The organism is Bacteroides cutis, from assembly GCF_900241005.1.
In the GTDB taxonomy this organism is placed as follows: domain Bacteria; phylum Bacteroidota; class Bacteroidia; order Bacteroidales; family Bacteroidaceae; genus Bacteroides; species Bacteroides cutis.
Genome location: NZ_OEST01000007.1, coordinates 192,582 through 210,355 on the forward strand (window position 1 = coordinate 192,582; position 17,774 = coordinate 210,355).

A 17,774-nucleotide genomic window follows, 5' to 3' on the forward strand; every position below is an offset into this window, starting at 1 on the left:
ATTGCAAGAAAATAGAACTACTAAAGATATAATCGTATTTTTTGTTTTTATTAGTATTAGTTAACGATCCTATTGAACGTGCTACTAACCTTTTACCATAATTTTTAAAGGAATGTGTATTTATATATTCTGCGGCTGTTGATGGTACAAAATAAATTCTTAGGGGGCTTTTTTATTTTTACAATCCAAGCTTTTGTTATAATATTTATATAATAGGATTAATATGCGATAATAGCTTGATTCTAAATAAAGATTATGGCGGTATTTATATGTTAATATATTTGATGATATATATTGAATATTTTTCTTGTTGTTTTTATAAGTATATTGCTTTATCGTTTATTGGAGTGATGGCTACCAAAGACGTTGCGCAATTAACAGGTAGATAAAAGTTCTATATGAGAATAGGAATACTTACGCAACCGCTTCTAAATAATTATGGATGCCTTTTGCAGAATTATGCTCTGCAACAAGTTTTAAAGAAATTAGAATTTGATTCTATAACAATAGATCAAAAATCAGAAAAACATTCCATTTTGTATTTATTTCTTGGTAGATTGAAGGCGCAAGTTCTTCATTTATTGTTTCCATCAAAATATGGAAAGCCATTGTACATTCCTTCGGAAGAAGAAACAGCATTTATAGAAAAAAATACAAGGTCATTTATCGATCATTATATATGCCGTACTTCAAAATGTGAAGGAACTGAAGATTTTATAAATGCTGTAGTCAATAATAATATTGATATACTAGTTGTTGGTAGCGATCAGTGTTGGAGACCATTATATAATAATTATTTGGATGATATGTTTCTACGATTTGCAGAACATCTTCCAATTAAGAAAAGAATTGCTTATGCTGCATCATTTGGTACGGATGTATGGGAATATAAGGAATCTCTTACTGAAAAATGTGCAAAATTAGTAAAAAAATTTGATATTGTTACAGTTCGAGAAGATAGTGGCGTAAAGCTTTGTAAGGAGTATTTATGCGTGAATGCTTTCCATGTTTTAGATCCGACCATGCTTTTACAAAGGGAAGATTATTTGGAAATCTTAGAAAAATCGAATACTCCAAAGTCTAATGGTAATCTTTTTGATTATATTCTTGATCCTAATCCAATAAAACAACAATTTGTAAAAAATGTTGCTAGTAGAGTTAGCTTACAATCCTTCCATGTGTTACCTAAATATAATGAAGATTATAGAACAAGGGAGAATGTAAAAAAACATCTGGAAGAGTGTGCTTATCCTTCACCTTTGACTTGGCTAGCAGCATTTAGGGATTCTAAAATGACAATTGTAGATTCCTTCCATGGAATGGTCTTTAGCATAATATTTAATGTTCCATTTTGGGTAATAGGAAATTCTGAAAGAGGAATGTCGCGATTCGTATCTCTATTAAAAATTTTTGGACTTGAAGATAGATTAATAAGTATAAATGATTTAAATTCTATGGATTTAAATAGGTCAATTGATTGGGAGTATGTCAATAATATTTTATCAATAAAAAGGAGAGATTCATATCAAATTTTGGAAAATGCTTTGAAATAAAACTTATTATTTACCCTAAATTACGAATAAAACTATTTAATAATATGAAATCAATTATGTTGGTTTTTGGCACTCGTCCAGAAGCCATTAAGATGTGTCCACTGGTCAAAGAGTTTCAGAAATACCCAGATGAATTTAAAACTGTAGTTTGTGTAACAGGTCAGCATCGTGAAATGCTCGATCAGGTGCTTACTATCTTTGATGTGAAGCCTGATTACGACCTCAATATCATGAAGCATGGTCAGGATTTGACAGACGTTACTACACGTATCCTTATAGGTCTTCGTGATGTGTTCAAAGAGTGCTGTCCTGATGTGGTGCTCGTTCATGGGGACACCACCACATCTACCGCAGGTGCACTTGCTGCATTCTATGCTCAAATTGTAGTTGGGCACGTGGAGGCAGGTCTTCGCACACATGACCTCTATTCTCCATGGCCAGAGGAGATGAACCGTCAGGTAACAGGTCGTATTGCAAATTACAATTTTGCTCCAACTCCTCTTTCGGAAAAAAATTTGAAGGATGAGAATGTTCATGGTGAAATCTTCGTAACCGGTAACACTGTTATTGATGCTCTCCACATGGTCGTTGAGAAACTCAAGACTGATGATGTATTTCGCGCAGAGCAGGATGATGTACTTATTAAGGCTGGGTATGACGTAAATCGTCTTGCTAATGGCAAGAAACTTGTCTTGATTACTGGTCATAGACGTGAGAACTTTGGCGATGGCTTCATTCGCATGGTAACTGCCATGAAGGATCTCTCAGAGAAATATCCTGAGGTAGACTTTGTGTACCCAATGCACTTGAATCCAAACGTACGTAAGCCCATCCATGAAGTATTTGGCGAGGATATCACTCGTCAAAACTTCTTCTTCATCGAGCCTTTACAGTACCTTGAGTTCGTTCACTTGATGAGCAAGGCTAATATTGTGCTTACCGATTCAGGTGGTATCCAGGAGGAGGCTCCAGGTTTGGGCAAGCCTGTACTCGTAATGCGTGACACTACAGAGCGTCCAGAGGCACTTGTAAGCGGTACCGTACATCTTGTTGGTACTGATTACGACAAGATTTTAAATGAGGTAAGTACACTACTCGATAATGTAGTTGCCTATGAGAAGATGAGTAAGGCTGTCAACCCTTATGGTGATGGTAAAGCTTGTTCCCGTATTGTTGCGGCTCTCAATGGGAAAAATCCCGCTCCTTACGGAAAATAATATTGACATGAACATAATGCCAACTATATCAATAATTGTACCTGTATATAAAGCTGAAAACTATATACAAACCTGTGTAGAAAGTATTCTCAAACAAACTTATGAGGACTTTGAACTCCTGTTAGTTGATGATGGTACTCCGGATTTTAGTGGAATTATTTGCGATAAGTTAGCAAAAACAGATGTAAGGATAAAAGTATTCCATAAAGAAAACGGAGGTGTGAGTTCTGCTCGGAATTACGGAATTTCTCATGCAAAGGGGAAATGGATTTGTTTTATTGACAGTGATGATTATATTGATGAAACATATCTTGAGAATTTTATGATTGCAGAAGAATCTTCGGATTTTATCCTTCAGGGATATAAGAAAATATACCATGAAAGGATTCTCTCACAAGTAAATTTTGAAGGATTTGAGAGTCATGATTTTGATAAAATTTTGGCTTTTTCGGAGAGCAATCATATTATAAATTCCCCTTGTTTTAAACTGTATAAATTGTCTGTAATCAAAGAAAATGAATTACAATTTGATCCTAATATTTCGTATGGTGAGGATCATTTATTTTCGTTGTCTTATGTAATTTGTATTAATAGAATAACTTATTCAAGGGGAGATGGATACAACTACCTCATAACAGATTCTGAGTCTCTTACAAGAAGAGTAGTTCCTTATTTTCAGATGATATATTACATTGAAAAGGCAGAAGAAAAGTCTACATTAATTTTAAGTAAGTGTCATAGTGTTATATTAGAAGAAGTATTTCGTACAACGTATATGGACAATGTTTTTCGGGCTTATAGGTATTTTTTTGCATCGGATAATACGCTTGATGATTATAAAGCCTTTGTAACAAGACTGAATGTTAATAATTTGAATATTAAAGGTATATTCTGGAAAAGGAAGATTGCTTTTATTATACAAAAATATTTACCGATCCATTTTTCCTATAGGTTATTTAAAATATTTAAAGATCTTAGTTTTCTTTAGATTATCGAATGAGGAAAACAATAGCGTTCCTTTGTGTTTTTATGTACTTTGCATCTCCATACAGAGTGTTTGGTCATGCGATGCCGGAGGTTATTGGATTAATTGCAATAATACTACAATTAGTTCAATCCCATAAGGTTAGCGTATTAACAGGTTATAGAGTTTTCATGCTGTATATGCTATTTATACCTCCAATTGTTAGTTTTATTACAGGTCTTCCTGGTAATTATTTAACATCTTTCTTTCCGGTAAGTCTTCTGTTTTATACGGTAGCCTTTTACGTGCTATTACCCAATGTGGATATGAACTATGTGTTAAAATATTACAAATATTTAGTGTATATATCAGTAGGACTATTTGTAATACAGGAATTGAGCTATTACTCAATAGGTACAAGACCAACGTTATATTTACCATTAGAGATGTATTATGAAGGTTTTTCACTTGGTGAATTCACTGCATCTAGGGCATTTATGGAACGTTCATCTTCGTTTTTTCTTGAACCAGCACATTTCGCACAATATATATTACCTTATTATTGTTTGACAGTATTTAAAACTATCAAAGAGAAGGCACTTTCTAAGGAGTTTATGGTTTTAACATTAACTCTTCTTTCTTTACAATCAGGAAGTGGTTATGTGGGCTTTATGGCAATATATGGATCTGTTCTACTTCTAAAAGGATATGTACCAATTAAAGTCAAGTTCGCTATATTGTCAGTAATTGTATGTGTGTTAATTATAGTTGTCGTATTCTTTATCAATAATCCTTTTATTTTGGACATTTTGTTGCGATTAAATGAAGTTACTTCGCTGGAAGTATCGGCATATGGGAGTCAGTCAGGTTTTTTGAGAATCTGGCGTGGATATTTTATTTATGATAATCTGGCTCCAATTTATAAAATATTGGGAGTAGGAACAGGATCATTCGAGTATGTTTCAAGCTTGATTTATATACCAGGTTCTCGGTTTGAAGGTAGTTTTTTTAATGGTATACAGACATTGCTGGTATCTGGTGGTGTTATTGGGACTGTATTGTTTTTTAGGTTTATCTATATAATTAGTAAAAGAATGAGTAGAGAGGGGGGGATTATTATTATATGTATGATTTCATTGTTCTTTGTTGAAAATATGATGTTTACTCCCAAAATGTTTTTATTCATTTTAATTGCGTTTGCTGTTTCGAGTAACTACCGACATGTATCTATTTAAAAAAATATTAGAGCATTTGTCTATATTATTGACAATTCATAAATATAAAATTAAATATTCAAAATATGAAAGCATTGATTTTGAACAGTGGTCTTGGTAGCCGTATGGGTGCTATTACCAACGAGCATCCTAAGTGTATGACAGAAGTGTCTTATCGCAATACAATTCTGAGTCGCCAGCTTCGTCAGTTAGTTATTTTTGGAATTGAGGAAGTTATTATTACAACTGGTTACTATGACAAGGTGCTCGTTGACTATTGCAACGCTCTGCATCTTCCTCTCAAGTTCACATTTGTGAACAATCCTGCTTACGACAAGACTAATTACATCTATAGCATCTATTGTGCTAAAGAGCAACTAAAGGATGAGGATATCATCTTGATGCATGGTGATCTCGTTTTTGAGAACTTGGTAATGGAGACTGTTATGGATTCTGCAAAGAGTTGTATGGTGGTTAGCAGCACGTTGCCACTTCCAGAGAAGGATTTCAAGGCTGTTGTAAACAATGGCAAGATAGAGAAAGTGGGTATCGAGTTCTTTGATTATGCAGTAGCAGCTCAGCCACTCTATAAGATTCTCAAGGAAGATTGGAATGTATGGCTCGAGAACATTGAGAAGTTCTGCGAGAATAACAACCGTAAGGTTTATGCTGAAAATGCTTTCAATGAGGTATCTGATGAGTGTAACATCTATACATGTGATATAAAGGATATGCTTTGCTCTGAGATTGACACTCCAGAGGATTTGGAGCGTGTATCTGTAGCACTCAAGGAAGTAAATGAACGCACTGTTTACATGTGCTTCTCTACAGAATACATCCATTCTGGACATGTGGCTATCATTAATAAAGCTAAGCGCCTTGGTCGCCTGATTATTGGTGTACTTTCCGATGAGGCTGTATCAAGTTACAAACGTTACCCGCTTATTCCATTCGATGAGCGCAAACAGTTGATGGAGAATATTACTGGTGTTGAGCGAGTGGTTGAGCAGAAGAATCTCTCTTATACAGAGAATCTTCGTGAGCTGAAGCCTACATACGTTGTTCATGGTGACGATTGGTGCGAGGGTTTCCAGAAGCCTATTCGTCAGGAGGTTTGTGAAGTACTTGCTGAATATGGTGGCAAGCTCGTTGAATATCCTTATTCTAAGGATGTCAAATATGACACACTTGATGCTAATCATCGTGCAGAACTTTCTATACCTGATATTCGTAGAAGCCGTCTTCGCAAGGTTATCGAGATGAAGGGTCTTGTTACTGCACTGGAGGCTCACTCTGGTATTACAGGTTTGATCTGTGAGAAGACAACTGTTCTTCAGGACGGTAAGACATATCAGTTTGATGCAATGTGGGTATCCTCACTTTGCGACTCTACATCAAAGGGTAAGCCAGATATTGAGCTCGTGGATATGACATCACGTTTCCGTACGATTGATGATATCATGGAAGTTACCACTAAGCCTATAATTTTTGATGGTGATACGGGTGGTTTGACAGAACACTTTGTATATACTGTGCGTACTCTCGAACGTATGGGGGTTTCTATGATTATTATTGAGGATAAGACTGGCTTGAAGAAGAATTCTCTCTTCGGTACTGAGGTGAAACAGACTCAGGATACTATTGAGAACTTCTGCGCAAAGCTCCAAGCAGGTAAGAAGGCTCAGAAAACTAAGGAATTCATGATTTGTGCTCGTATTGAGTCACTTATCCTTGAACAAGGTATGGAAGATGCATTGAACCGTGCATTTGCTTTTGTTGGTGCAGGTGCTGATGCCATCATGATTCACTCTCGAAAGAAAGATCCTTCAGAAATCTTCGAGTTCATTGAAAAGTTCCGTGCTCAAGATAAAAATACACCAATAGTTCTCGTTCCTACATCATTCAATACTGTTACAGAAGAAGAATTCAAGGCACGGGGTGCTAACGTAATTATTTACGCTAATCAATTGACACGTACAGGATTTCCTGCAATGCAGAATGCTGCTCGCACTATCCTCGAAAATCACCGTGCTAAGGAGTGTGACGATATGTGTATGAGTATCAAGGAAATTATTAACCTCATCCCTGAAGAATAATCATGATTTCTCCAAAGTTTTTTATTGAGACCCTCAAGTCTTATGATATAGATTTCTATGCAGGAGTTCCTGATTCTCTGCTCAAGAATATTTGTGCTTACATTGCTGACAATATGGATGCTCAGCACAATATCATTGCAGCCAATGAAGGCGCTGCTGTTGGTTTGGCTGCAGGTTACCATTTGGCTACAGGCAAGGCTGGTGTTGTTTACATGCAAAACTCAGGTGAGGGCAACATAATCAATCCTCTTGCATCGTTAACAGATAAAGAAGTTTATAATATTCCTGTACTTCTTCTCATTGGCTGGAGAGGTCGTCCAGGTGTGCGTGATGAACCACAGCACGTTAAGCAAGGTAAGGTCACCACTGGTATTCTCAATACCATGGGCATCAACTATGATGTGCTCAGTACTGATGAGGAGAAGGCTGCTAAGCAGATTGCTATTGCAGTAGAGGCACTTAAGAATAATGAGGTGTATGCCCTCGTTATTGAAAAGGGAACTTTTGAGGATTACAAGCTTCAGAGTGTTGAGATAAATGACCTCACAATGACTCGTGAAAGCGCTATCCAGGCAGTTGCAGCTGCTCTTGGTGAAAAGGATGCTATTGTATCTACAACTGGCATGATCTCTCGCGAACTTTTTGAGTATCGTGCTAACAATGGAGAGTCTCACAATCGTGACTTTCTTACTGTAGGTTCTATGGGACATGCTTCTCAGATAGCACTCGGCATCGCTATGCAGAAGACTGATCGCACTATCTGGTGCTTTGATGGTGATGGTGCTATAATCATGCACATGGGGTCTATGGCCATTGTAGCCAGCAAAGAACCAAGGAACTTCGTACACGTTGTATTCAACAATGGTGCTCATGATTCTGTAGGTGGACAGCCAACAGTAGGTTTGAAAATTAATTTTCCATGCATTGCTCGTGGTGTTGGCTACAAGCACACCTTTAGTGTAAGTACAATGAAGGATCTCGAACAGATTCTCGAAGACGTGAAGAAAACAGAAGGTCCAACTCTCCTTGAAGTTAAGGTAAAGAAGGGTAATCGCAAGAATCTTGGTCGTCCAACAACTACTCCCGTTCAGAATAAGGAGGCATTGATGGATTTCTTAAGCAAATAATCAGATATGCAGCAAATTATCAAAGGAATAGATAAATTGCCACAGATATTGAAGGATGTCAATTGCAAGAAACTCTTTCTCGTGGTTGATTCATCTTTCCCATTCTTGAACATCAGGGATGCGATCGAGGCATTGGAAATGGAAAAGTTTTTTTTCTCAGGTTTTACTCCAAATCCTCTCTATGAGCAGGTTTGTAGGGGTATAGATTTGTTAAAGACAGAAAAGTGTGATACAATCCTTGCAGTAGGAGGCGGCAGTGCTATTGATGTAGCAAAGTGCATCAAGTTGGCAGTACTTGCGAAAGAAGGAAATGATGCTATTATTCCTCCTTTGGTAAGCACTTGTGTTGAATGTGACGGTAGTAAATTGTCATTTATAGCTATACCAACGACAGCAGGTACTGGTAGTGAGAGCACACATAATGCAGTAATGTATTATGAGAATGCAAAGCAGACTGTCACTAATGATGGTGTATTGCCTGATTATGCACTACTAGAACCATCTGTATTGAAGACACTTCCTTTGTATCAGAAAAAGTGCACTATGATGGATGCACTTTGCCAGGGTATCGAATCTTGGTGGTCGGTTAACTCTACAGAAGAAAGCTATAAATATAGTCGTAAGACTATCGAACTGATTATGGCGAACTGGGAGAAGTATATCTTTGAAAATGATAACGAAGCATCTGCCAACATCATGCTGGCTGCAAATTATGGTGGTCGTGCTATAAATATCACTGCTACCACTGCAGCACATGCTATGAGTTATAAGATTACTTCACTCTATAAGTTTCCTCATGGACATGCTGTTGCAGTATGCTTGCCAGAGATTTGGGAGTATATGATTGGAAATATGGATAAATGTATTGATAAGCGCGGTGCAGTATATCTCTTTGATATCTTTGGCTCTATTGCTAAGGCAATGGGAGCAGAGAATTCTAAGAGTGCAATTGCTGTCTTCCGTGAAATGATGAAGAGAATGGGGCTTGGAAATCCTTCTTTTGAGAAAAAGAACGAGGATATTGAGGTACTTTCTACTTCAGTCAATCCTGTGAGGTTGAAGAATAATCCCATTTTCTTGGAAAATGCAGTGATACGCAAATTATATGAACAGATAGTAGAACAGTAAGAATTATTAAAAAAAAATAAACGTAAATATAATATTTGTTTATGAAACATATACTATTTATTGCAAATTCTTGTTTGCCGGTGACAGGGCCTGAGAATATATGCAATGCACGTCAACTTGCTGTACTTAGTCAGAGTAAAGAGTTTAAAATCGATCTTGTAACAAGGCACGATAATACTACTTATTATCCTAAGGAAGATATTGAGAAATATGGGATAAAACTCAATTCTCTGAATTTCGTAGATGTAGATAATACAATAAATATTAAAACTATTTGGCAACATTTCAGAGCATGGCTAAAATTCGGAGTTATTGAAGCGGGGTACCATTGGGCATTTGCTGCATTACCATTATGTGAGAAACTTGTAAAGGAGAATAAATACGATTATATCGTATCAAAAAATGCTAGTAGCTTCCTTATAGCTTACTATCTTCAGAAAAAATATGGAATAAAGTGGATTGCATCATGGAATGATCCTTTTCCCGCCTATCTCTGGATTGCCCCTTATGGCCATGGTAATAGTCCTGAAAATGTGAAGAAATGTATGCGGATTGTAAAGATTATGAAGAGAGCTGACGAATATCTTTATCCAAATGCCCGCCTTGCTAAATATGTAAACTCGTACGTGAACGCTGATGATAGAAATATTCATATTATTCCACACGTAATGATTGGTGAGCCTCAAAAATCCCTAAAAACAATATCAAGGCCTATTAAAATAATACATCCTGGCCAGTGTAATGCTCCTCGTCATGCTCGTTCATTGTTGCTAGCATTAAAGGAACTGATCGAAGAAAAAAAAATGTCCAAGAATGATATATCCCTTACCTTCATGGGCAAAACAAATCCTGATGAAATGAAGTTAATTGAGGAAGAGCCTCTGAAGAATGTAGTAAATATGCGTGAACCTGTGTCGTATCATCAGAGTCTTAATGTTTTGGCAGAGTATGATATCGCATTGATTATCGAAGCTGCATGCAAAGAGGGAATCTTCCTCCCCACCAAGGTTTCTGACTTTATGATGGTAGGAATGAGGACGTTAGCTATCAGCCCTCGAGTTGGAGTTCTGTATGATTTGTATGAGCAAGGTTATATATCGTATTATGGGGATGTCACAGATGTGAGATCAATAAAAGATGCTTTACTAAGGATTGTAGAAGATAGCCAGAAATCTAATTGGAATGAGTATACAGTCAAGGTACCAGAGATTTTTACTGCAGAATACGTAGTAAATGAATTTTTGAAATTTTAGAAATAATCATGATATGTATAATTTATCAGAAAAAGAACTTCATTTAATTCATGAAGGATTATTAGGGCTATTAAGAGTTTTTAGAGATGTATGTGAAAAAGAGAATATATGGTATTCTCTTGCATTTGGAACAGTTTTAGGAGCAGTGCGCCATAAGGGTTTTATACCATGGGATACTGATGCTGATGTTTATATTAAATTACCAGATGTTCACAAGTTTCGGGAGGCTTTTAAAAAACATCATCCAGATGGTGTCTTGATAAACGATAGGGAATCTAATCCTAAAAACACAAAGTCTCACGATATTATTTATTTTGAAAAGAAAACGTCATTTTCGGACTTGCATCTAGATATCTACCCTTTAGTAGGAGCTCCTGATGACCCAAAAGAGCAAAGAAAGTTTTGGAAAAAATGTCAAATCCTTGATAAAATTTTTAGATCAAAATATGTTAATGTCGCTGATTGTATTCCTAAAAATAAGCCAATAGTAACTGTTGTAAAATTTCTTGATCGTTTAATACCTGATAGTATTATTAAAGCAAATATTGATAAAAGAGAAAAGCAAAATGATTTTGAGTCATCAAATTATTGGTTTAGTCTTGTTGGGGCCTATGGACCTGTAGATAAGCATGTTTTCGATACTCGAGAACTTATGAAGTTTGAAAATGATGAATTTTATGTTCCAGGAAACTGGGATTTGTATTTGAAAACTTGCTATGGGGATTATATGACGCCTAGAAAATACTAAATACATAAATATGAGAATAATGATTTTTGGAAGTCTGATAAGCACTCATTCTGCTAAATGGGTGAATAGCTTTGCTGCTCGTGGTCATCAGGTAATGCTTGTTAGTTATCCTATACAACAGAAAAAAAATATAGTCTTTGATAAATCTGTAATAGTTCATCCGTTGAGGTTCGGTGGTAAATTAGGCTATTATCTTAATGTACCAGAAGTAAGAAGGCTAAATAAATCATTTAAGCCAGATGTTGTTAATGTCCATTATGCATCTGGTTTTGGTACATTAGCTCGATTAGCAGGATTACGACCTTTAGTCGTTTCTTGTTATGGGACAGATGTGTTTACTTATCCATTCCTAAATAGGTTTAATATGTACAATATCCGTAAAAATCTTAATTATGCAGATGCTATAGGATGTACAAGTAATATAATGGCTGATCAAACACGTATGGTGCTTGGAAAGCCAGATCAAAAAATTACGGTAACTCCTTTTGGAGTAAATATAAAGAATTGTGCACCAATGTCTTTTGAGAGAAAGGATGATAGACCTGTTATTGGTATTATCAAGTATCTTGAACCTATATATGATATCCCTCTGCTTATAAACGCTTTTAATATAATTTATAAGGAGATGGAAAACAAACCTCTATTGAGAATTTATGGAGATGGTCGTCTTAGAGATGAATTAATTGAATTGACCGTGCAATTAGGCATCAATGATTCTGTTATATTCATGGGACCTATTCCTAATACTGAGGTGCCAAAAGCATTGAGTGAAATGGACATATTCGTGAATTGTTCTAAGAAGGAAAGTTTTGGCGTAAACATGGTTGAAGCAATGGCATGTGAGGTTCCTGTAGTAGCAACAGAAACTGCTGGCGCAAATGAAGTTATTGAGCAGAATGTAACAGGAATAGTTCTTAAAGATCGTAATCCGGAAACTATGGCAAACGCATTTAGAGAATTACTGTCTGATAAGGATAGATGTAGAATAATGGGTAAAGCAGGCCGTGATAGAGTTCTACATTTTTATGATTGGGAAAAAAATGTCATAATCATGGAGAAGTTATATATATCATTGATTGCTAAGAAATAACTCTTATTGATGAGTTTTTTAAATTATTTATTTAGGCTACTGAAGGAGGTAAAAAATCCACCTTTATTTTTATATCATCTATTTCATTTTGCAAATATAAATATACCTTTATTTTTATCAAGAATAATAGGAAAGAGAAATCGTTCTGATTATTTGAAAGATAATATTGAGGATGTATTATTTTATACATATGATGGCTCATGTCAGGTTGTTCATCCTGACATGACTGTTTTTGGCGAGAAATGTGTTGTCGTTTTTACTCCTTATCCTTACGGAATGGAGGAGTACGAAAATCCTTGTTTATATATAGGTGATTCTCTTGAATCTCTTGAAGAAATCCTTGTGCCATTAGATGTTCAAGCTGAACACAAACGGGGATACCACATGTCTGATCCAAGTATTGCTTCGTTCAAAGATTCTATTTATTGTGTGTATCGTGATACAATAAATACCCGAGATTTCATTTATTTGAAAAAAATCAAATGTAATGATGGTAGTTATATTGTATCAGATAGAGTATTGTTGATACATAAAACTGACGAATATGTTCTTTCTCCTGCTATTTTACTTGATGCAAATTTGATCTATATGTATCATGTCAAAACAGATAAGCATGAATCTCAATTAATACTGAATACCTTCGATCGTACGACATATATCCATCATCAAACATATGATGTTACCATTATAGATGCTCCCGAGGAATATTATCTTTGGCATATTGGAATTTCATCTGATAATGATCAGGATAAGGTTGTTGATAGTGATTGTCGACTGAAAGGCTTATTTTTATATATAAGTCAATCTAATAATAAATTGTTTAGGCTTTTTATGACTCAGAACACAGCTGGTGATTTGTTAAGCTGGAAAATAATTAAAGAAGTAAATATTCCAAGAGAAATCAAGGACGTTATGAAATTTCCGTATAAATCATGTTTTGAACCATGTACAGGAAAGATACTATTAAGTTTTAGAGATTTTAAGGATCGTAATAGATTGGCTTTGATTGATTGCGATAGATAAAATTCGGATTTGAGAAAATAATACAAAAAATAAAATTTAATAAAATGATCAACGTTGGAATTATCGGTTGTGGCTTCGTAGGTGGAGCACTGAAGGATTGGCTAGAACACAACAATCCAGAGTGTAAATTATTCATCAGTGACCCTCCTAAGGGATACAATGATGATTTGAGTAATATTGATATCGCATTTCTGCAGATACATGTACCTACAGAAGATAATGGTACACAGGATTTGACTCTTATGAAAGAGTTGATTACAAACCTCCCAGATGTGCCAGTATTCGTACGTACTACTATTCTGCCAGGTACAAGTGATATGCTTTCTCGTGAAACAGGACATAAAGTTCACTATATGCCAGAGTTCCTTACGGAACGTACACATATTGAGGATTTTAAGAAACAAACTATGGTATTTACAGGTGCTCATGAGTTGCTTACTAAGATCTTTGTCGGCAAAAGGTTTACAGTAATGACACCCTTAGAGGCTGAGTTGACAAAGTACATGCATAACGTATTCGGTGCTTATAAGGTAACATACTTCAATGCTTGCCGTGAATATTGTGAACAGATGGGGGCTGACTGGCGTAATGTACATACAGGTGTTCTTCTCTCTGGTTATATTAACGATACTCATACTTATGTCCCTGGTCCTGATGGAAAGTTTGGATATGGCGGTAAGTGCTTCCCTAAGGACGTCAATGCATTTGCAAAGATGACAAAGGGCACATCTCTTGGTACTCTTTTAGAGCACCTGCATGAACTGAATGTACACTTCAGAGGTGTGGAGGAGCATATTTAAATTTTCATATACTTCGTATTACGTATAGGTTAGTCGGTATTGTAATACGAACTTAGAATTCTAAGTTATTTAGAATGAATGTATTTGTTAATCAAACAAGTAAAGGATAGAGAGAAATTTATATTGATATTTTAAGGGCAATAGCTATTCTTCTTCTTATTTGTCTGTCCATAGTCATAGGGGTTGGATGCTTATATTAGTTCAATTTATTATATATGCTTTCAGTAATAGTACCAATTTATAATGAAGAAAGATATATTGCAAAATGTATAGATAGTATGCTGGAGCAAGATTATCCCAAAGATGACCTTGAGATAATTCTTGTAGATGGTATGAGCAAAGATAAAACTCGTGAAATTGTTGCGATATATACGGAGAAATATCCTTTTATTCACTTAATAGATAATCCTAATCGCATTGCTCCATGGGCAATGAACCTCGGGATTAAGGAGGCCAAAGGTGATGTAATCATGCGACTGGATGCTCATGCAACTTATGAGAGAAATTATTTCTCTTCATTGGCATACGGTCTTTCAAAATATGGAGCGGATAATATCGGAGCTGTTTGTAAAACTGATGTATTAAACAAGACACCAAAGACACTTGCCATTAGAGAAGTTTTGAGTAATAAGTTTGGTGTTGGCAATTCTGTATTCCGTACTGGTATTCAAGGGGTACAGGAGGTGGAAACCGTACCTTTCGGATGTTGGAAACGCGGAGTGTTTGATAAATATGGATATTATGATGTTCGACTTGTACGAAATCAGGATATTGAATTGAATAAACGTATTTTCCATGGAGGGGGTAAGATTGTTATCATACCGGATACCTATAGTACATATCTTGCTCGTGAAACTTATTCAAAGTTAGCTAAGAACAATTTTGGTAATGGTAAATGGAACATTTTAACGGTATTCTACACGGGTGAATTAAAGTCATTATCAATCCGTCATTTTGTGCCATTAGGATTTGTCCTAGGTTTGTTTTTACCTTTGATTGCTGGTATCTTTTGGTGTCCTGCTTTATTCGTAACAATTGCTGTATTATTGATGTACATATTGGCACTTGGTTCAGTTTGTGCTAAGCTTGCAATTAGTAAAAAATTGAATTTCTTTTATTTACTAACATCTTTCACTGTACTGCATGTATCATACGGATGGGGGGCTTTGATGGCATTACTTAAGTTGCCATTTATGAAAAAGTAGATATAACTATATAGGGGGGCACTTCGGTCTAAAACGCTCCAAAATGTGGGCTAATTTTAGAACATGGGACTGAACCCCTTAATAAATTGATAAAAGGATAGACTTTTGTGATTTTAAAATGGACTTTTGACCGTTTGGTAGCTTTGGTTGGTTTACTGTTTTTGTGGCCTGTATTGTTAGTGGTTGCTATAATGGTGAAAGTGAAGATGCCGGGAGGACCTATATTTTTTGTACAGAAACGTGTGGGAAAGGGAGGAAAGTTTTTCAATTGTCACAAGTTCCGTACGATGACTGTGAAACATAATGGTTCAACGGTATCTGTTGCTGGTGATTCGCGCATCACTCCGTTTGGTGTTACACTTCGGCATTATAAGTTAGATGAACTACCTGGATTATGGGATGTGTTAATAGGAAATATGTCGTTTGTTGGCCCTCGTCCTGATGTACCGGGATATGCGGATAAACTGATAGACGATGACCGTGATGTTTTGAAGTTACGTCCAGGTATTACTGGACCCGCCACATTGAAGTACCGATTGGAGGATGAGATGATTGCGGACTTCATGAAGGATTTTAGAAATATGAATTATCAAGAATTGATTATGCATTATCCGTTAATTAAGATTTCTAGTACGGATTGGATGGCTTTGATGGATAAGAATGATCAGGCTGTGGCAGTGTGGTATAATGATAACGTGATCTATCCGGACAAGGTACGCCTGAACTGTTATTACTATCGCCATTATTCTTTTTTGAAAGATATCAAGATGATATTTGCCACGATATTAGGATTTAAGGTTCAGTTTGCAGGAGAGGAAGTATAAGGCTTTGGCGTGTTATTTAAACTGCTTAAAATAAGCCGAGGATATCTTAATTTTAGTTTCTACTTATAGTTATTTTTTTATCATTATAGTTTTATAAATCACATATATTTTATGGACAAACGAATTTATCTTTGCCTCGCTCACATGAGTGGCAAGGAGCAGGACTTCATACGCGAAGCCTTCGATACGAACTGGGTGGTTCCACTCGGTCCGAACGTAAACGGTTTCGAACAGGATTTGGAAGCTTTTGTAGGTGGAAACAAGCATGTAGTGGCTTTGTCTGCCGGTACGGCTGCCGTACATTTGGCATTTTTGGCATGTGGTGTAGGTACTGGGGACGAGGTGATGGTACAGAGTTTTACGTTCTGTGCTTCTTCACATCCTGTGACTTATCTTGGTGCTACTCCTGTATTTGTAGATTCTGAAGAGGATACATGGAATATGGATCCTCAACTGCTTGAGAGGGCGATAGCCGACCGTATTGCTAAAACGGGTAAAAAACCGAAGGCGATTGTACCGGTTTATCTATATGGTATGCCTGCTAAGTTGGATGAAATCATGGCTGTTGCCGGAAAGTATGATATTCCGGTGATTGAGGATGCTGCGGAAGGTTTCGGTAGTCGGTACAAAGGAAGGGTTTGTGGTACATTGGGTAAATATGGTGTACTGTCTTTCAATGGTAATAAGATGATAACGACCAGTGGTGGCGGTGCTTTGATTTGTCCTGATGCGGAGAGTAAGAAGGAGATCATGTTCTATGCCACACAGGCTCGTGAGGCTTATCCTTATTATCAGCATGAGAAGATAGGTTATAACTATCGGTTGAGTAATATTTGTGCGGGTATCGGTCGTGGCCAGATGACTGTGGCGGATGATCATATCAGGCATCATAAGATGGTTTGCTCGCTTTATCGGGAGTTATTGAAGGATGTGGAAGGTATTACGTTGCATGTAAATCCTTCTGCGGATTATGACAGTAACTATTGGCTGAACACTGTATTGTTGGCTGAACATCTGCATGTGACGGGTGAGGAATGTGCGTACTCAGAAAAGGTACAGGGTGCCGTGGGGGGCGCTTCCGGTGTGACCCATGAGGCTTCTTCCGCTCATACGGCTTGTGAACCCAATCGGAATGTGGAAGCTATGCGTGTATGGCTTGACTCAGCAGGTATTGAAAGCCGTCCTCTTTGGAAGCCTATGCATAAACAACCTGTATATAAGAATTGTCCTGCCTATACGAATGGGGTCAGTGAACGGCTGTTTAAACAGGGATTGTGTCTACCGAGTGGTCCGATGGTGACAGAAGATGATGTACGCTATATTGTGGCGAAGATAAAAGAGGGGATAACTAATTGACTCAATCATTAAATTTCTATATTATTTGATAAGTTACAGTCTATAAGCTTATTATAAATCATTTTCAGAAAACAGCCTTCTTTGGGCTGTTTTCTTTGTTTATGCCCTTCTATCTTCTCACCTTTGCATCGTTGATCAACGAAACGAGAATTGAAAAAGTAGTTTAATTAAAAATG

At 36.5% G+C, this 17,774-nt stretch carries 15 protein-coding genes; all 15 read left to right on the plus strand.

The genetic code is table 11. The features are described 5' to 3' along the window. Positions 1 to 398: 398 nt before the first annotated feature. Positions 399 to 1,553, plus strand: a complete 1,155-nt coding sequence (locus C1A09_RS14465) for a polysaccharide pyruvyl transferase family protein (RefSeq protein ID WP_101545458.1) — start codon at positions 399 to 401, stop codon at positions 1,551 to 1,553. A gap of 44 nt (positions 1,554 to 1,597) precedes the next feature. After that, positions 1,598 to 2,770 carry a non-hydrolyzing UDP-N-acetylglucosamine 2-epimerase gene (wecB, locus tag C1A09_RS14470; protein WP_101545461.1) on the plus strand — a complete coding sequence of 391 codons (1,173 nt, stop codon included), beginning with the start codon at positions 1,598 to 1,600 and terminating at the stop codon, positions 2,768 to 2,770. Continuing rightward, positions 2,739 to 3,758, plus strand: coding sequence for a glycosyltransferase family 2 protein (locus tag C1A09_RS14475; RefSeq protein ID WP_503092584.1), 1,020 nt, complete (start codon positions 2,739 to 2,741; stop codon positions 3,756 to 3,758). Before wecB ends, C1A09_RS14475 begins: the two co-directional genes overlap by 32 nt. A gap of 8 nt (positions 3,759 to 3,766) precedes the next feature. After that, a complete protein-coding gene (locus C1A09_RS14480; RefSeq protein WP_145998996.1) occupies positions 3,767 to 4,969 on the plus strand; it encodes a hypothetical protein in 1,203 nt (400 codons plus the stop codon). 65 nt (positions 4,970 to 5,034) lie between these two features. Continuing rightward, a complete protein-coding gene (gene aepX / locus C1A09_RS16665; RefSeq protein ID WP_101545467.1) occupies positions 5,035 to 7,044 on the plus strand; it encodes a phosphoenolpyruvate mutase in 2,010 nt (669 codons plus the stop codon). 2 nt (positions 7,045 to 7,046) lie between these two features. Beyond that, positions 7,047 to 8,171, plus strand: coding sequence for a phosphonopyruvate decarboxylase (gene aepY, locus C1A09_RS14490; RefSeq protein WP_101545470.1), 1,125 nt, complete (start codon positions 7,047 to 7,049; stop codon positions 8,169 to 8,171). A 6-nt stretch (positions 8,172 to 8,177) separates the two neighbouring features. Next, entirely contained in the window at positions 8,178 to 9,299 is a 1,122-nt protein-coding gene (locus tag C1A09_RS14495; protein ID WP_101545472.1) for a phosphonoacetaldehyde reductase, read from the plus strand. A gap of 41 nt (positions 9,300 to 9,340) precedes the next feature. Beyond that, a complete protein-coding gene (locus C1A09_RS14500; protein WP_101545474.1) occupies positions 9,341 to 10,552 on the plus strand; it encodes a glycosyltransferase family protein in 1,212 nt (403 codons plus the stop codon). A gap of 13 nt (positions 10,553 to 10,565) precedes the next feature. Beyond that, a complete protein-coding gene (locus C1A09_RS14505; RefSeq protein ID WP_101545476.1) occupies positions 10,566 to 11,300 on the plus strand; it encodes a LicD family protein in 735 nt (244 codons plus the stop codon). A 10-nt stretch (positions 11,301 to 11,310) separates the two neighbouring features. Then, positions 11,311 to 12,390 (plus strand): glycosyltransferase family 4 protein, encoded by a 1,080-nt coding sequence (locus C1A09_RS14510; RefSeq protein ID WP_101545479.1) that lies wholly within the window; start codon positions 11,311 to 11,313, stop codon positions 12,388 to 12,390. Between the two features lie 9 nt (positions 12,391 to 12,399). Next, the gene (locus C1A09_RS14515) at positions 12,400 to 13,413 is read left to right on the plus strand and encodes a hypothetical protein (protein ID WP_101545482.1); all 1,014 of its coding nucleotides are present in this window, start codon (positions 12,400 to 12,402) and stop codon (positions 13,411 to 13,413) included. Between the two features lie 44 nt (positions 13,414 to 13,457). Continuing rightward, positions 13,458 to 14,213 carry a Rossmann-fold NAD(P)-binding domain-containing protein gene (locus C1A09_RS14520; protein ID WP_101545485.1) on the plus strand — a complete coding sequence of 252 codons (756 nt, stop codon included), beginning with the start codon at positions 13,458 to 13,460 and terminating at the stop codon, positions 14,211 to 14,213. A 215-nt stretch (positions 14,214 to 14,428) separates the two neighbouring features. Continuing rightward, on the plus strand, positions 14,429 to 15,418 hold the full coding sequence (locus tag C1A09_RS14525; protein ID WP_101545488.1) for a glycosyltransferase family 2 protein: 990 nt from the start codon (positions 14,429 to 14,431) through the stop codon (positions 15,416 to 15,418). A gap of 107 nt (positions 15,419 to 15,525) precedes the next feature. Continuing rightward, entirely contained in the window at positions 15,526 to 16,242 is a 717-nt protein-coding gene (locus tag C1A09_RS14530; RefSeq protein WP_101545490.1) for a sugar transferase, read from the plus strand. Positions 16,243 to 16,353: 111 nt separating this feature from the next. Beyond that, on the plus strand, positions 16,354 to 17,598 hold the full coding sequence (locus C1A09_RS14535; protein WP_101545493.1) for a DegT/DnrJ/EryC1/StrS family aminotransferase: 1,245 nt from the start codon (positions 16,354 to 16,356) through the stop codon (positions 17,596 to 17,598). Positions 17,599 to 17,774: the final 176 nt, after the last annotated feature.

Coding starts and splice junctions, on each gene's coding strand:
- C1A09_RS14465 (WP_101545458.1), top strand. CDS start 399: ATGAGAATAGGAATACTTACGCAACCGCTTCTAAATAATTATGGATGC.
- wecB (WP_101545461.1), top strand. CDS start 1,598: ATGAAATCAATTATGTTGGTTTTTGGCACTCGTCCAGAAGCCATTAAG.
- C1A09_RS14475 (WP_503092584.1), top strand. CDS start 2,739: ATGGGAAAAATCCCGCTCCTTACGGAAAATAATATTGACATGAACATA.
- C1A09_RS14480 (WP_145998996.1), top strand. CDS start 3,767: ATGAGGAAAACAATAGCGTTCCTTTGTGTTTTTATGTACTTTGCATCT.
- aepX (WP_101545467.1), top strand. CDS start 5,035: ATGAAAGCATTGATTTTGAACAGTGGTCTTGGTAGCCGTATGGGTGCT.
- aepY (WP_101545470.1), top strand. CDS start 7,047: ATGATTTCTCCAAAGTTTTTTATTGAGACCCTCAAGTCTTATGATATA.
- C1A09_RS14495 (WP_101545472.1), top strand. CDS start 8,178: ATGCAGCAAATTATCAAAGGAATAGATAAATTGCCACAGATATTGAAG.
- C1A09_RS14500 (WP_101545474.1), top strand. CDS start 9,341: ATGAAACATATACTATTTATTGCAAATTCTTGTTTGCCGGTGACAGGG.
- C1A09_RS14505 (WP_101545476.1), top strand. CDS start 10,566: ATGTATAATTTATCAGAAAAAGAACTTCATTTAATTCATGAAGGATTA.
- C1A09_RS14510 (WP_101545479.1), top strand. CDS start 11,311: ATGAGAATAATGATTTTTGGAAGTCTGATAAGCACTCATTCTGCTAAA.
- C1A09_RS14515 (WP_101545482.1), top strand. CDS start 12,400: ATGAGTTTTTTAAATTATTTATTTAGGCTACTGAAGGAGGTAAAAAAT.
- C1A09_RS14520 (WP_101545485.1), top strand. CDS start 13,458: ATGATCAACGTTGGAATTATCGGTTGTGGCTTCGTAGGTGGAGCACTG.
- C1A09_RS14525 (WP_101545488.1), top strand. CDS start 14,429: ATGCTTTCAGTAATAGTACCAATTTATAATGAAGAAAGATATATTGCA.
- C1A09_RS14535 (WP_101545493.1), top strand. CDS start 16,354: ATGGACAAACGAATTTATCTTTGCCTCGCTCACATGAGTGGCAAGGAG.